This window comes from Pseudomonas sp. Root71 (genome assembly GCF_001429045.1).
Lineage (GTDB): Bacteria > Pseudomonadota > Gammaproteobacteria > Pseudomonadales > Pseudomonadaceae > Aquipseudomonas > Aquipseudomonas monachiensis.
In genome coordinates this window covers 61,433-75,052 of the sequence record NZ_LMHY01000011.1, presented here as the reverse complement: position 1 = coordinate 75,052, position 13,620 = coordinate 61,433, and the positions used below count along the sequence as shown (strand labels likewise).

Genomic DNA, 13,620 nt, shown 5'->3' with positions numbered 1-13,620 from the left:
TGGCATTGGCCGCAAAGATCGCTTCCAGCGCGTGCAGTTCTTCGCCACTCAGCGTCACCTCCAGTGCGGCCACGTTTTCTTCCAGGTATTTACGTTGCTTGGTGCCCGGAATCGGAATCAGGCAGTCACCCTGGGCCAGCACCCACACCAGCGCCAGTTGGCCCGCCGTCACGCCTTTTTCTGCCGCCAGCGCTTGTACCTGTTGCACCAGCAGCAGGTTTTTCGCGAAGTTTTCGCCCTGGAAGCGCGGGCTGAAACGACGATAATCGTCGGCCGCGAAATCATCCGCGGCTTTTTTGGCCTGGCCGATGATCGTTTCAAAGCCTGAAATGCCCCACCATTCCCTTCAGTTCAACCCCCAGTTGCGCCAACTGGATACTGGACGCGGCATTGCCCTGCATCGCCAGCGATGACTGATCGGCACTGGCGCGAATGCTGGTGACACTGCGATTGATCTCCTCGGCCACCGAGCTCTGCTCCTCCGCCGCCGCGGCGATCTGCTGGTTCATCTGCTGGATCAGCGACACCGCCGCCGCAATGCTTCCCAGCGCACTCTCGGTCTGCAAGGCATCGCTGACCGCCAGCTTCACCAACTCGCCACTGCTCTGGATCTGCTGCACCGACGACTGCGCCGCCAAACGCAAGGCGCTGACCAGGCGTTCGATTTCCTCGGTCGATTGCTGGGTTCGCTTGGCCAACGCACGCACTTCATCGGCCACCACCGCAAACCCCCTGCCCTGCTCGCCAGCCCGGGCCGCCTCGATCGCCGCGTTCAATGCCAGCAGATTGGTCTGCTCCGCCACACTTTTGATCACACTCAAAACCGTGCCGATGTTCTGGATTTCCGCACTCAGGCTTTCGATGCTCGAACTGGCCGAGGTGGCCGAGTTCGCCAGTTGTTCAATCCGCGCTATGCTCTGGCGCACCACCTGCTGGCCACTTTCAACCTTGCCGTCAGCCGTTTGCGCTGCCAGGGCCGCCTCCTCTGCATTACGCGCGACATCATGCACCGTGGCCGTCATCTGATTCATTGCAGTGGCGACCTGTTCGGTTTCCTCCTTCTGCGTGCTGACTTCGAGGTTGGTCTGTTCAGTCACCGCCGACAGCGATTGGGCGGAAGTCGCCAACTGCTCGATACCCGACTGCAAGCCGCTGACTATATGGCTGAGCCCCGCGCCCATTTGTTGCATTGCCTGCATCAACTGGCCGATTTCGTCACGACGGGTCACGTCAATGGTCGCACTCAAATCCCCTGAGGCAATCTGCTGCGCCACCTCAATCACACGGCGCAGCGGTGCCACGATCAACCGGGTGATAAACCACGCGGCAACCAACCCGACCAGCAAAGCCAGGGCGGAGGAGCCGATGATCAGCAACGAGTTCTTTTTCAGTTCAGCCTGCATCGCCATGTCTTGTGCAACATAAGCCTGATCCACCCGTTCGACCACTTGGGCTGCGCGCTGGTGCAATTGTTGATAGACGGTTTTTTCCTGCTCCAGCAGCCCGGTGTACTCGGCAAGTTTGTCGCTGAAACTGACGATATGGCCCATTACCTCATTGAGGACGGTCTGATAGCCCTCATCCTTGACCGTGGTCTTGAGCTGCTCGGCCTGGGCCAGTGCCTGGCTGGCCTGTTCGATCTTGCCCTGCCCGGCGCTATCGTCACCTTTGCGGCTTTGATCCAGGCGCACGCGCGCTTCATTCATGGCTTGCAGCATCAAGCGTGAAACCTGGCTGACCTGACTGGCCTGCTCGATGAATTGCGCACCGTCCTTGCCTTCGGACTCTTTCAGCGTATAGGCGCCGTCATCGACGAGCCCGGATTGCAATACATCAAGGTTATTGGCCACGCTGGACACCGACCAACTGGCCATTTCCAGGGCCAGGTCCTTGGCCTGGGTAAGCGAGACAAACTCGTCGAAAGCCTTGCGATAGTCCCCCAGGGACTGTTCGACATCATTCATCACCGGCACGTTGGCCGCAGAAGCGGCCTTGAGCTGGCCGGCCAGGGCGATCAGGCCATCGACGCCCTCGTGCAGGGCATCGACGGTTTTCGGACTGCCGTGCAAGGCGTACTCCTGCTCCAGCAGCCGCACCTTGAGCAAACCGCTGTTGAGCGATGACATCTGCTTGAGCCCGTCGAAGCGCTGGCTGATGGTTTGCAGGGACCAAACGCCAATGCCCGCCACCAATGCAGTCAACAACAGTACCAGGACAAACCCGACACCCAGTTTTTTCGCCATACCGAGGTTGGCAAAACGTCCTTGCACGGCCGAATTCATTGCACTTAGTCCCCTGCCAAAGTCTGTAGACGCAGATTCGCAACGGGCCGGTGGCAACACAAGGCTCTGGCGCCGGAATAATGGCAAAAAGCTACGCCAACGTCGTTTTCAGAACGCTTGAGGTCGATCCCGTGCAGTGGCCTGAAAGAACGCCCGGGCTCGCGGATCGCAGGCATAGGCCACGTTGATACGCTGCCAGTCACTGGCCTCACCCGAGGGGTTGAAGGCGGTCTTCGATGACAGCAGCACACCCAGGCGCCGCGCCTGGGTCCGCAGCTGATCGTAGTCGGACATTCGTGATCGCGCCCAGATGAACAAGCCTCCCGCCGGCTTGCCGAAAACTTCCCATTCGGCATCCTCGAGCAATTGCAGCACCGCCAGCCGGTCGCAGCTCAAGCGTTGGCGCTGACGCTGCACCAGTTTGCGGTAGGCACCATTAGCCAACAGGCACGCCAGCACCGACTCGCAAAAACGCGAGGCGCCCATGCCACTGATCATCTTGACCTCGGCCAGGCGCGTAATGACTTCGGCACCAGCCACCACGAAACCGACCCGCAAGGAACTGCTGAGGGTCTTGGAAAAGCTGCCCACGTAGATCACGTTGTCGTCCAGCGCAGCCAGACGCATACCGGAACCGCTGTGCAAATCCGCATAGACGTCGTCTTCGATCACCTGTACGTCGAAGGTCCTGGCCAGCTGCAGCACGCGGCGCGCCACCAACGGTGCAAGGCTGCTGCCGGTCGGGTTGTGATAGAAGCTATTGATCAGCAGCCCTTGAGGCCGGTGTTTGACCAGCACCGATTCGAGCACGTCCACGTCCGGCCCGCGCGGTGTTCGCGGTACTTCGACCATGTGGATGCCGTGCAGCCTGAGCAGATCGAACAGCACCGGATAGCCGGGACTCTCCACAGCCACACAATCACCGGCCTTGAACAGTGTCCGCACGATCAGGTCAAGCCCCTGACTGGCGCCCGCCGTGGTCATGATCCGGTTGTCCTGCGCCCGGATATCCAGCTGCCTGAGGTGCTTGAGGATCTGTTGTCGCAAGGCCGGCAAACCCAGCGGCGTGCTGTAGTTGAACAGGCTGGCCGTGTCGGAACGACTGACTTGCCGAATCGCGTAAATCAGATCGTCTGTCTCGCGCCAGCTTTCAGGCAGCCCACCACAGCCCAGCCTCAACTCAGTCGAACAGGGCCTGATCTCGGGCTCAGCTCCCTCGAACCACACCGGCTCGTGCTTTGCACCCGCGGCCAATACCGGGTCGGCAACCGTATAGCCCGCCCCATGACCTGACACCAGCATCCCCTGCGTCACCAGGCGTTCACAAGCCTGGGCAACACTGACCTGACTGAGCAAGTTGATCCGCGCGATCTGTCGCACCGAAGGCAGGCGCGTACCGGGCGATACCCCGCTGGAATGAAGCCAGCAGGTCAGCGCGTCAACAATTTGCTGTACGACGGGCACCAGCGCCTGTCGGTCGATTCTCAATTCCATGAGCAAGCAAACTCCTGTTGATTTTGCGAGAAGCAGTTAATCACAGGAGTGTTCGAAGACATGTGCGACAACGCCGCCAAAACCATTGGATCTAATCATTTGAAACACATTGCCTGGTCCTTTAGCGTAACCAAAAAAACTGTGGGAGCTAGCTTGCTCCCACAGGTTGCAACTCTTCTTTGGTAGAGATGCGTTGCTTTAGAACGCAGTAACGCCACCATCCACCGCAAGCGAATGGCCAGTCGTGAACGCCGCGCCATCGCTGCACAGGTACAGCACCGCGCTGGCGATCTCTTCGACCTTGCCGATGCGACCGACCGGATGCATGGCGTTGGCGAACTCGCCTTTTTTCGGGTCGGCTTCATAAGCGCGACGGAACATATCCGTGTCGATCACCGCCGGGCACACCGCGTTGACCCGGATCTTCTTCTTGGCGTATTCAATGGCCGCCGACTTGGTCAGGCCGATCACTGCGTGTTTAGAGGCTGCGTAGATACTCATTTTCGGCGCCGCGCCAAGGCCTGCCACCGATGCTGTGTTGACGATCGCGCCGCCCCCTTGCGCCAGCAACAGCGGCAACTGGTATTTCATGCACAGCCAGACACCTTTGACGTTGACGCCCATGATCGCGTCGAATTCGTCGAGCGTACCTTCGGCCAACTTGCCTTTCTCGATTTCGATGCCGGCATTGTTGAAGGCATAGTCGAGGCGACCGTAAGAGTTGATCACCTCCTCCATCAGATTTTTTACATCGCTTTCCAGGGTAACGTTGCAGCGCACGAAGGTCGCGTCACCACCGGCTGTACGAATCAGCGCCACCGTGCCCTCTCCGCCCGCCGCGTCCATATCGGCCACCACGACCTTCAGGCCCTCTGCGGCAAATGCCTGCGCGGTCGCGCGGCCAATACCGGCCGCCCCGCCTGTCACCACGACCACCTGGCCGGAAAACGTCATGCTCATTGTTATGTCCTCAAAAGAAGAATGCGGGGAATCGCGTAGGACCAGTCTAGCCATGGAGGTCTTGAACACGGCAGCACTATCAAGGCTCCGGTTGGGTGCCCATGAGTTGCAGTGATGGAACTGCCGTACCAACTATCACTGCACTGGATCAGGCTGCATTCGCCGCATCAGCCGAACTTGCGGCATCGGCGCTGACCGGCTATCAACAAAGCTTCATTCATCCTGAGTGCCTGCCATGACCTCCCAGATCAATCGCCAATTCCTGCTCGCCAAACGTCCGGTTGGCGCGGCGACCCGTGAGACATTCACCTACCAGGAAGTACCGGTCGGCGAGCCGGCGGCGGGTCAGATCCTGGTCGAGAACCAATACCTGTCCCTGGATCCGGCCATGCGTGGCTGGATGAACGAAGGCAAGTCCTACATCCCGCCGGTCGGGCTCGGCGAAGTCATGCGCGCCTTGGGTGTGGGCAAAGTCATTGCCTCGAACAACCCGGGGTTCGCGGTCGGGGATTACGTCAACGGCGCCCTGGGCGTGCAGGATTTCTTCCTCGGCGAGCCGCGAGGTTTCTACAAGGTCGATCCGAAACTGGCACCGCTGCCACGTTACTTGTCCGCGCTGGGCATGACCGGGATGACGGCGTACTTCGCCCTGCTCGACGTCGGCGCTCCGAAGGCCGGTGACACCGTGGTGCTGTCGGGCGCAGCCGGCGCCGTGGGCAGCATCGCCGGGCAGATCGCCAAGATCAAAGGGTGCCGGGTGGTTGGCATCGCCGGCGGCGCCGACAAGTGCAAGTTCCTGATCGATGAGCTGGGTTTCGATGGCGCTATCGACTACAAGAGCGAAGACGTCCTCGCCGGCCTCAAGCGCGAGTGCCCGAAAGGCGTCGACGTGTATTTCGATAACGTCGGTGGCGACATTCTCGACGCAGTGTTGAGCCGCCTGAACATGAAGGCGCGGGTGGTGATTTGCGGTGCCATCAGCCAGTACAACAACAAAGAGGCGGTCAAGGGACCGGCCAACTACCTGTCACTGCTGGTCAACCGCGCGCGCATGGAAGGCTTTGTGGTGATGGACTACGCCGCCCAGTACGCCAGCGCCGCCCAGGAAATGGCCGGCTGGATGGCCAAGGGACAGCTCAAGAGCAAGGAAGACATCGTCGAAGGACTGGAGACGTTCCCGGAGACGCTGATGAAATTGTTCAGCGGCGAAAATTTCGGGAAGCTGGTGTTGAAGGTGTAACCCGATTTTTGAAGTCACCCTAAAAACAATGTGGGAGCGGGCTTGCTCGCGAATGCGGTGTGCCAGACAACATCTTCGTCGACTGACACGCCCTCTTCGCGAGCAAGCCCGCTCCCACAATGGGTTCTGCGGTGTCTGATCAGGCCAATTCAGCCACAACTGAAGCCAGCGCCTTGGCTGGATCCGCCGCCTGGCTGATCGGACGGCCGATCACCAGATAGTCGGAACCGGCATCCAGCGCTTGACGCGGGGTCAGAATGCGGCGCTGATCGTCCTGGGCACTGCCCGCCGGACGAATCCCCGGGGTCACCAGTTGCAGTGACGGATGCGCCGCTTTCAGTGCCTGGGCTTCCAGGGCCGAGCACACCAGGCCGTCCATCCCGGCTTTTTCCGCCAGGGCGGCCAGGCGCAGCACCTGCTCCTGGGGCTCGATGTCCAGACCGATGCCCGCCAGGTCTTCACGCTCCATGCTGGTCAACACGGTCACGCCGATCAGCAGTGGTTTCGGACCGGTGCGCTGATCCAGCACTTCACGGCACGCAGCCATCATGCGCAGGCCGCCGGAGCAATGCACGTTGACCATCCACACGCCCATTTCCGCAGCCGCCTTGACGGCCATCGCGGTGGTGTTCGGGATGTCGTGGAACTTGAGGTCCAGAAACACTTCGAAACCCTTGTCACGCAGGGTACCGACGATTTCCGAGGCGCAACTGGTGAACAGTTCCTTGCCGACTTTGACCCGGCACAGCTTCGGGTCCAACTGATCGGCCAGCTTCAGTGCGGCGTCACGGGTAGGGAAATCCAGGGCGACGATGATGGGAGTCTGGCAGGCGGACATGAGTGGGCTCTCAGGCAAGTCGAAATCGGCGCGCATTGTAGCGGAACCAGCGCCGCTGCGGGACCCGATGATCGGTAAATCGTCGCGACGGCTTAGGCAAGGCCAGTCCTTGAGGCCATTGTGTCGAGTTCCCCAAGCAGAATACAAATCTCAGGGCCGACGATCGTCAACCCGCGCCTGAGGCTTGCTCCAGTCGATCAACAGGCTGTAGGCCACCGCCAGCAATGTCGGGCCAATGAACAGGCCGATAAAACCAAAGGCAATCAACCCGCCAAATACCCCAAGCAGCACAATGACCAGCGGCAGGTTACCGCCACGGCTGATCAGGTATGGCTTGAGCACGTTGTCGACACCGCTGATGACGAATGTGCCCCAGATCCCGAGGAATATGGCCATCCCGTACTCGCCTTTCCAGACCAGCCACGCGGTCGCCGGAATCCACACCAGCGGCGGGCCCATCGGGATCAGGCTGAGCATGAACGTCACAATGCCGAGTACCAACGCTCCCGGTACGCCGGCAATCAGGAACCCGATCAGCGCCAGGATCGCCTGGGCCGCGGCGGTACCGATCACGCCGTTCACCACCCGCTGAACCGTACCCGCCACCAATTCGATGTAATAGCCGGCCCGCTGACCGATCAGCCGCTCCAGCAACGTGTGTACAAACGCCGCCAGGCGCGGCCCGTCACGATAGAAAAAGAACACGAAGACGACGCTCAGGGTCAGTTCGAGAATACCGCCGCCGATCTGCGCGCTGCGCGCCAGCAACCAGTTACCCATCTGCCCCAGATAAGGTTTGAGCGACACCATCATCGCCGCGCCCTGCTCATCGATGCTGTTCCAGATCCCCACCAGCCGTCCGCCCACCAGGGGAATCGAACCCAGCCACAGCGGCGCTTCGGGTAGCCCCTCGACCTGCGCATCCTTGATGAAAGCCGTGGCATCGCGCACATGATCGGCAAGATTGAAACCCAGCCACACCAAGGGTGCAGCTACCAGCACCATCCAGCCCAGGGTCAGCAATGCCGCCGCCAGCGACTCGCGGCCATTGAGCCAACGGGTCAGCAAGCGCATCAGCGGCCAACTGGCAAACGCCAGTACCGCGCCCCAGAACATCGCCGACCAGAACGGCGCCATCACCCAGAAGCTCGCGCCGAACAACACCACGAGCAGGATCTGCACCAATAGGCGATCGTTATTGATCATCAAAAGTCTCGAAAAAGTCAGTCAGCAAAAGAGTAGGCGAACGCGATGTACGCGCTCGCCCGGTACAGCCTAGCGCAATAGCTCGATATGCAGGCCAGAGCCTCCGGCACTGCCAGCTTCCATCCGCGCGGCACGCACGCCCTGGCCAATCAGTGCCTGACGCCAGGCTTCGGCATTCGCTCCGGAAATGCTGACCCGCAAGGTGGTGTCCAGATTCAGCCCGCGAGAAATCAGGCGGAGCCAGGTCTCGTCAGGTGCGCTGTTCAACGTGGAAAAATCGAGCTCGCCGGTGCTCTTGAGTTCACGCAGCAAGGTCGCGGAGGTCGGCAACAACTCGCCCAGCGGTGCCGAAGCGTCGAACTGCTCGACATGCAGGTAGGCTTTGCGATTACCCCGGGTGATGCTGTACAGCGCGATAAGCGTGTTGTCCCGTGGAGCGGCAAGTCGCAGCAGCAGATAGGCTTGTTGATCGTCGGCGCCGTACAGCTTGGCGTTGCCGAAGACTTCATTGGCCCATAGGCTGCTTTCACCGCAATCGCGCGCCTGGCACCAAAACAGCAAGCCGGCGTCCTGCTGTTGCAAGGCCTCGCGGGCAGCGGTGAACGCCTCGATGGATGAATGCTCCGGTGGCAACTCGTAGGTCACGGAAGTGACGTTGCCGCGGGCACTGACCTGGCCGTCGAAACGTAACTGGCCACTGATTTTCCGGATCGAGCCCAGCGGGTAGATCCGCTCCAGTTCGACGGCAGGACGATAGTCGACAATCTGGGCGTCAACCATGCGCGGTACTATCGGCAGGTCCTGACTGCCCGGAACATCGGCGGCGAACAACAAGGGACTGAAACTGCACAGCACCAATAAACTGAATGAACGCATGGATAGACTCATCGGATCAGCATGGCCTGGGCACCCTTGATGACACTGGCTTCATCGGCGCGTTTGGGTACTTGCAAACCACGCTGCACCGCCGCCCGGGCCTCCAGGGTTGCCATCCAGCGTTGCAACGCCGTCAAGCCCTCCACCGAGACGCCCGACCACTCGTAGCCGCGCACCCAGGGAAAGGTGGCGATGTCGGCAATGCTGTACTGATCGGCGAGGAACTCCACGCTTTGCAACCGGGTGTCGAGCACTTCGTAGAGGCGACGGGTTTCATGCTGATAGCGGTCGATGGCGCCCTGAAGCTTTTCCGGAAAGTAGCGGAAGAACACGTTGGCCTGGCCCTGCATCGGGCCGATCCCGCCCATCTGGAACATCAGCCACTGCAATACCAGCGAACGTCCCTTCGGGTCCGATGGCATCAGTTTGCCGGTTTGTTCAGCGAGGTAAATCAGGATGGCGCCGGATTCGAACACGGCGAAATCACCGTTGGCGCGGTCGACAATCGCCGGAATCCGGCCATTGGGGTTGATCTTGAGGAAGTCCGCGGACTTCTGCTCCTTTTTGTCGAAACTCAAGGCATGCACCGTGTAGGGCAGGCCGAGTTCCTCGAGCACGATAGAGACCTTGTGGCCATTCGGGGTCGCAGCGGTGTAGAGATCTATCATGGTTGTCTCCCTTTTCAACCCGCCAAGCCTCGACAGTTGCCCGGCGCAAGTCAAGGAGTGGCGAAGAACCGATTGAAACAGTCTGCGACAAGATCAGCACCGGACTCGTCATTGAGGTGCAAATGATGGCCGCCTGGCAGCTGTTCCCGGCTAAAGGGTAGACGCTCCAGCAACTCCGGGTGTTTGGCGAGCATGCCGTCGGCAGCAACCACCAATGTTGCAGGACACTTGATCCGCTGGACGAAGGCCATGGCCTGTTCGGTGGTAAGACGCAGCGGCGATGGCAGCGTGAGGCGATTGTCGGTGCGCCAGGTGTAACCGCCCGGCACCGGCATAAGGCCACGCTGCGCCAGCAGTTCGGCGGCCTCGCGGCTGACCGCCACCAGGCCCTTCATGCGCGCTTCGATGGCCCGGTCGAGAGTGTCGTAGACCGGTTTGCGCTTTTCCCGCAGATCCAGTTGCGCTTGCAGGGCCATGCCCATGCGCTCGGCAGCGTTTTCACCTTTGTCTGTAGGAGGAATGATGCCGTCGATCAACGCCAGGTGGGTAACCCGCTCGGGCATCGACCCGGCGATGATCAGCGAAGCAATGGCGCCCATCGAATGCCCCATCAGCGCAAATTTGCGCAGGCCAAGCTGTTCGGCGACTTGCAGCACATCGTGGGCATAGTCCCACATGGCGTAGCCAGCGCCCGGCGGGCGATGCCCGGAATGACCGTGACCGGCCATGTCCAGTGCGATGATGCGCAGGCCTTTGAGTTTGGGTGCCAGGCGGGCAAAGCTGTTGGCGTTGTCCAGCCAGCCATGCAGGGCAATCACCGGCAATCCGTCTTCAGGGCCGAACAGGTGCGCCGCCAGTTCGATGTGCGGCAGGCTCAGGCGAACCTCTTCGACGACGTGGTTCATGCGCAATCCTGCTGTCGACGGCCGCCCCAGCGATAGAACAGGCCTTTGAGCATGCCAGCGGTATCAAGGGGACGTTCGAGCGGAAACATGTGGCCGCCGGGCATGGTCAACGACTCTCCCAGCGGCAGGCGGTCGACCGAACTGGCGTGATGACGCATCACCACGCGGCTGTCATGCCCGCGAACCACCGCCAGCGGCACTTGCAACTGCCGGGTGCTGCCCGGGCTTGTGTGCGGCACGCCGCGATAGATGCTGATTTCCGTGGCCGGGTCGAAGCGCAGGCGCAGCTTGTCGCCGACCTGATGCAAGCCGTGTTGCAGGTAGGCATCGAAGCATTCCGGGTCGAAGCCGCGGAACAGGGTCTTGCCAGCGAAATACTTGCGGGCGCTGTCCAGGTCGGCGAATTCTTCACGGCGGCCCAGGGTACGCCCGGCCGGGGTCAAACGGTCGATGAAACCAAAGCGTTTGGCCGCCCGTATGACCCATCGGTCGGTGCGTGTCAGCACTGGCGAGTCGAGCATCACCACCCCGCGATACAACTCAGGGCAGCGCAAAGCGGCATGCAGGTGCAACACGCCACCGAAGGAGTGACCGACGCCCCACACAGGCTCGGCCTGTTGTTGCAGGTGATGGATCAGCTCATCCACCAGGTTGTACCAGTTGTCGTCCGCCGGAAAGCGCGGGTCGTGGGCGTGCTGCTCCAGATGCGTCACCTCAAACTCGGGTGCCAGCGCCGCAAACAACTTGCCGTAGGTCCCCGAAGGAAAACCATTGGCGTGGGCGAAAAAGATCTGTTGCGACATACCTGCAAATCCATGAGTTAGAACAGGCGTTGATTGTCCGCAAGACCGCGTCCTACAGCAATGACCATAACTACCAGGAATGGTGGTAGGAGCTGCCGCAGGCTGCGATCTTTTGATTTCAAACCGTCAACGTACCGGCGGATTCTCACCCAACGGCACCACCGCCATGGTCAGTCGCGACACGCAACTGGCCTTGCCCTCATCGCTGGTCAGCCGAATGTCCCAGACATGGGTCGTGCGGCCAATGTGGATCGGCTTGGCCACCGCCGTCACCCGTCCGCTGCGCAGACCGCGCAAATGGTTGGCGTTGATTTCCAGGCCCACGCAATAGAATTTGCTGGCATCGATGCACAGGTAGCTGGCCATCGAGCCGACCGATTCGGCCAGCACCACCGAGGCACCGCCATGCAGCAATCCATAAGGCTGATGGGTGCGGTGATCGACGACCATGCTGGCAGTCAGGGACTCGTCGTCGAAGGCTTCGAAACGGATGTCCAGCACTTCGCCAATGGTATTTTTCTGGATCGCGTTCAACTGCTCGATGTTCGGGATGGTGCGCCACAGGCTCATCGCAGAGGTTCCTTGTTGGTTTTGTTCGTGGATCAATCCTGCCACAGCACCGCTTCGCTGCGCTCGCTCCATTCCTCAAAGCGCTCACCGTAAGCCGCTTCAATCACGTTGCGCTTGATCTTCAGGGTCGGAGTGAGAAAGCCGTTTTCCACGGCCCAACTGTCCTTGACCACCACCAGGCGTCGCAGCTGTTCATGCTTGTCGAGGGCGCCGTTGACCTCTTCCAGGAGTTTTTCCAGGCTCGAATGCAGGCCGGCGCGCGCGGCCCCGCCGGCATCCTGCTGGCCGACCGCCGACAACACGCACAACCCCAGCGGCGCACTCAAGCCGTCGCCCACCACGCAAACCTGTTCGATGCGCGAATGCACGGCCAGGCGATTTTCAATCGGTGCCGGAGCCACGTACTTGCCTTTACTGGTCTTGAAGATCTCCTTCAAGCGTCCGGTCAGGCGCAGATTGCCTTCGGCGTCCTCCTCGCCCTTGTCGCCGGTACGCAGGAAGCCGTCCTCGGTAATGGTGTCGGCGGTTTTTTCCGGCTCCTTGTAATACCCGAGCATGGTCGCACCACTGCGCACCATGACCTCCCCCGTCTCGGCAATCCGCACTTCGACCTCTGGACACGGCTTGCCGATCCAGCCCGGTTTGTTCTGGCCCGGCATGCCGATGTGGGAGTAGCCGCAACTCTCGGTCATGCCGTAGACCTCCAGCACGTCCAGCCCCAGTTTGCGGTACCACTGCAACAAGGTCTGCGGCACCGGAGCCGCGCCGGACAAGGCGATGCGCAACGCATCCAGCCCCAACCCGGCGAGGACTTTATGCCCGACCCGTTTGCCGATGATCGGCAGGCCGAGCAGGAAGTCGAGGCGTTTTGCCGGGATCTTGCTGTACACGCCCATCTGGAATTTGGTCCAGATGCGCGGCACGCCAAACAGTGCGGTCGGCCGCGCACGCTTCAGGTCGGTGAGGAAGGTGTCGAGGCTCTCGGCGAAAAACACTGTTTGGCCGGTATAGATCGACGCCAGTTCGACGAACATCCGCTCGGCAACGTGGCACAGCGGCAGGTAGGACAACAGCCGGTCCGACTCGTTGAGGCCGAACAACGCAGTGCCGCGTGTGGTGGCGAACCCCAGATTGCCGAAGCTGTGCATCACGCCCTTGGGCATGCCCGTGGTGCCGGATGTGTAGATGATGGTCGCCAGTTGGTCGGCGGCAGGCTTGGGATTGTCCTGGATGGGCGAGTTGCGTTGCAGGTCGGTCCAGCTGAAATCAAAGTCGCCTGGGGGATGCAGGGGCAGGCTGATGGTCGGCAGGTCGGAGCTGACGCCACGGGACATGCCTGGCCAGTCGTCGAGCTTGCCGATGAATGCCAGCGCCGCTTCTGAATGTTCGAGTACCTGGGCAACGGTCTCGGCGGTCAGGTTGGGGTACAGCGGCACCGAGACATGCCCGGCCATCCAGATCGCCAGGTCGGCAATGATCCAGTGCGCACAGTTTTTCGAGATCAGGGCGATATGGCTATCCTGCGGCAGTTCCCGCGCTCGCAGCCAGTGGGCCGCACAGCGTGCCTGATGACCGACATCGGCCCAGGTCAAGGTCTCGACCTGACCACCGCCGACAGGCTGGACCAGAAAGCGCTGGCGGGGATGACGGGCCTCACGCTCGTAGAAAACGTCCAGCGGCAAACGAAAAGCAGCAGACATGCGACTCGCTCCTGTTTTTTTGGTCTGGAGCAAGCGTAGTCAACCAAGCAAGTGCTTGGTTGAATTTTTAACGGAAAA

General features: G+C 60.8%; 12 protein-coding genes and 2 pseudogenes. 1 reads left to right on the top strand and 13 read right to left on the bottom strand.

Features of this window, described 5'->3' with window-relative positions; translation table 11 throughout:
* From ASD95_RS28555 to ASD95_RS09980, 5 genes and pseudogenes are all read right to left on the bottom strand, one after another.
* Window positions 1–301: pseudogene (locus ASD95_RS28555) on the bottom strand (aldo/keto reductase); the annotation flags it as partial.
* Window positions 302–317: 16 nt separating this feature from the next.
* Window positions 318–1,181, bottom strand: a complete 864-nt coding sequence (locus ASD95_RS30280; protein ID WP_442965834.1) for a methyl-accepting chemotaxis protein — start codon at window positions 1,179–1,181, stop codon at window positions 318–320.
* Window positions 1,179–1,403, bottom strand: a pseudogene (locus ASD95_RS30275) (HAMP domain-containing protein); the annotation flags it as partial. The pseudogene ASD95_RS30275 and the gene ASD95_RS30280, both read right to left, overlap by 3 nt.
* A 987-nt stretch (window positions 1,404–2,390) precedes the next feature.
* The gene (locus tag ASD95_RS09985) at window positions 2,391–3,776 is read right to left on the bottom strand and encodes an aminotransferase-like domain-containing protein (protein WP_056727974.1); all 1,386 of its coding nucleotides are present in this window, start codon (window positions 3,774–3,776) and stop codon (window positions 2,391–2,393) included.
* Window positions 3,777–3,974: 198 nt separating this feature from the next.
* Window positions 3,975–4,736, bottom strand: a complete 762-nt coding sequence (locus tag ASD95_RS09980; RefSeq protein WP_056727976.1) for an SDR family oxidoreductase — start codon at window positions 4,734–4,736, stop codon at window positions 3,975–3,977.
* A 235-nt stretch (window positions 4,737–4,971) separates the two neighbouring features.
* Here ASD95_RS09980 and ASD95_RS09975 point away from each other — a divergent pair, with 235 nt between their 5' ends.
* The gene (locus ASD95_RS09975; protein WP_056727978.1) at window positions 4,972–5,976 is read left to right on the top strand and encodes an NADP-dependent oxidoreductase; all 1,005 of its coding nucleotides are present in this window, start codon (window positions 4,972–4,974) and stop codon (window positions 5,974–5,976) included.
* Window positions 5,977–6,115: 139 nt separating this feature from the next.
* On the opposite strand, the gene pyrF is transcribed toward ASD95_RS09975, so the two are convergent.
* The 8 genes from pyrF to ASD95_RS09935 all read right to left on the bottom strand — a co-directional run bounded on the left by pyrF (window position 6,116) and on the right by ASD95_RS09935 (window position 13,542).
* Window positions 6,116–6,814 carry an orotidine-5'-phosphate decarboxylase gene (gene pyrF / locus ASD95_RS09970; protein WP_008016546.1) on the bottom strand — a complete coding sequence of 233 codons (699 nt, stop codon included), beginning with the start codon at window positions 6,812–6,814 and terminating at the stop codon, window positions 6,116–6,118.
* Between the two features lie 150 nt (window positions 6,815–6,964).
* Complete coding sequence (locus tag ASD95_RS09965) at window positions 6,965–8,020, bottom strand: AI-2E family transporter (RefSeq protein ID WP_056727980.1); 1,056 nt, start codon at window positions 8,018–8,020, stop codon at window positions 6,965–6,967.
* 69 nt (window positions 8,021–8,089) lie between these two features.
* Entirely contained in the window at window positions 8,090–8,896 is an 807-nt protein-coding gene (locus ASD95_RS09960) for a DUF4892 domain-containing protein (RefSeq protein ID WP_056727982.1), read from the bottom strand.
* A gap of 8 nt (window positions 8,897–8,904) precedes the next feature.
* The gene (locus ASD95_RS09955; RefSeq protein WP_056727983.1) at window positions 8,905–9,564 is read right to left on the bottom strand and encodes a glutathione S-transferase family protein; all 660 of its coding nucleotides are present in this window, start codon (window positions 9,562–9,564) and stop codon (window positions 8,905–8,907) included.
* 50 nt (window positions 9,565–9,614) lie between these two features.
* Window positions 9,615–10,469 carry an alpha/beta hydrolase gene (locus ASD95_RS09950; RefSeq protein ID WP_056727985.1) on the bottom strand — a complete coding sequence of 285 codons (855 nt, stop codon included), beginning with the start codon at window positions 10,467–10,469 and terminating at the stop codon, window positions 9,615–9,617.
* A complete protein-coding gene (locus tag ASD95_RS09945) occupies window positions 10,466–11,272 on the bottom strand; it encodes an alpha/beta fold hydrolase (protein WP_056727987.1) in 807 nt (268 codons plus the stop codon). Before ASD95_RS09945 ends, ASD95_RS09950 begins: the two co-directional genes overlap by 4 nt.
* A gap of 126 nt (window positions 11,273–11,398) precedes the next feature.
* Window positions 11,399–11,842 carry a hotdog fold thioesterase gene (locus tag ASD95_RS09940; protein ID WP_056727989.1) on the bottom strand — a complete coding sequence of 148 codons (444 nt, stop codon included), beginning with the start codon at window positions 11,840–11,842 and terminating at the stop codon, window positions 11,399–11,401.
* A gap of 32 nt (window positions 11,843–11,874) precedes the next feature.
* Window positions 11,875–13,542 (bottom strand): AMP-binding protein, encoded by a 1,668-nt coding sequence (locus tag ASD95_RS09935; protein WP_056727991.1) that lies wholly within the window; start codon window positions 13,540–13,542, stop codon window positions 11,875–11,877.
* Window positions 13,543–13,620 lie beyond the last annotated feature (78 nt).

Bases quoted from the DNA above. Each gene is read 5' to 3' on its own strand.
- ASD95_RS30280 (WP_442965834.1), bottom strand. From the start codon at position 1,181: ATGGGCGCGGGGCTCAGCCATATAGTCAGCGGCTTGCAGTCGGGTATC.
- ASD95_RS09985 (WP_056727974.1), bottom strand. From the start codon at position 3,776: ATGGAATTGAGAATCGACCGACAGGCGCTGGTGCCCGTCGTACAGCAA.
- ASD95_RS09980 (WP_056727976.1), bottom strand. From the start codon at position 4,736: ATGAGCATGACGTTTTCCGGCCAGGTGGTCGTGGTGACAGGCGGGGCG.
- ASD95_RS09975 (WP_056727978.1), top strand. From the start codon at position 4,972: ATGACCTCCCAGATCAATCGCCAATTCCTGCTCGCCAAACGTCCGGTT.
- pyrF (WP_008016546.1), bottom strand. From the start codon at position 6,814: ATGTCCGCCTGCCAGACTCCCATCATCGTCGCCCTGGATTTCCCTACC.
- ASD95_RS09965 (WP_056727980.1), bottom strand. From the start codon at position 8,020: ATGATCAATAACGATCGCCTATTGGTGCAGATCCTGCTCGTGGTGTTG.
- ASD95_RS09960 (WP_056727982.1), bottom strand. From the start codon at position 8,896: ATGCGTTCATTCAGTTTATTGGTGCTGTGCAGTTTCAGTCCCTTGTTG.
- ASD95_RS09955 (WP_056727983.1), bottom strand. From the start codon at position 9,564: ATGATAGATCTCTACACCGCTGCGACCCCGAATGGCCACAAGGTCTCT.
- ASD95_RS09950 (WP_056727985.1), bottom strand. From the start codon at position 10,469: ATGAACCACGTCGTCGAAGAGGTTCGCCTGAGCCTGCCGCACATCGAA.
- ASD95_RS09945 (WP_056727987.1), bottom strand. From the start codon at position 11,272: ATGTCGCAACAGATCTTTTTCGCCCACGCCAATGGTTTTCCTTCGGGG.
- ASD95_RS09940 (WP_056727989.1), bottom strand. From the start codon at position 11,842: ATGAGCCTGTGGCGCACCATCCCGAACATCGAGCAGTTGAACGCGATC.
- ASD95_RS09935 (WP_056727991.1), bottom strand. From the start codon at position 13,542: ATGTCTGCTGCTTTTCGTTTGCCGCTGGACGTTTTCTACGAGCGTGAG.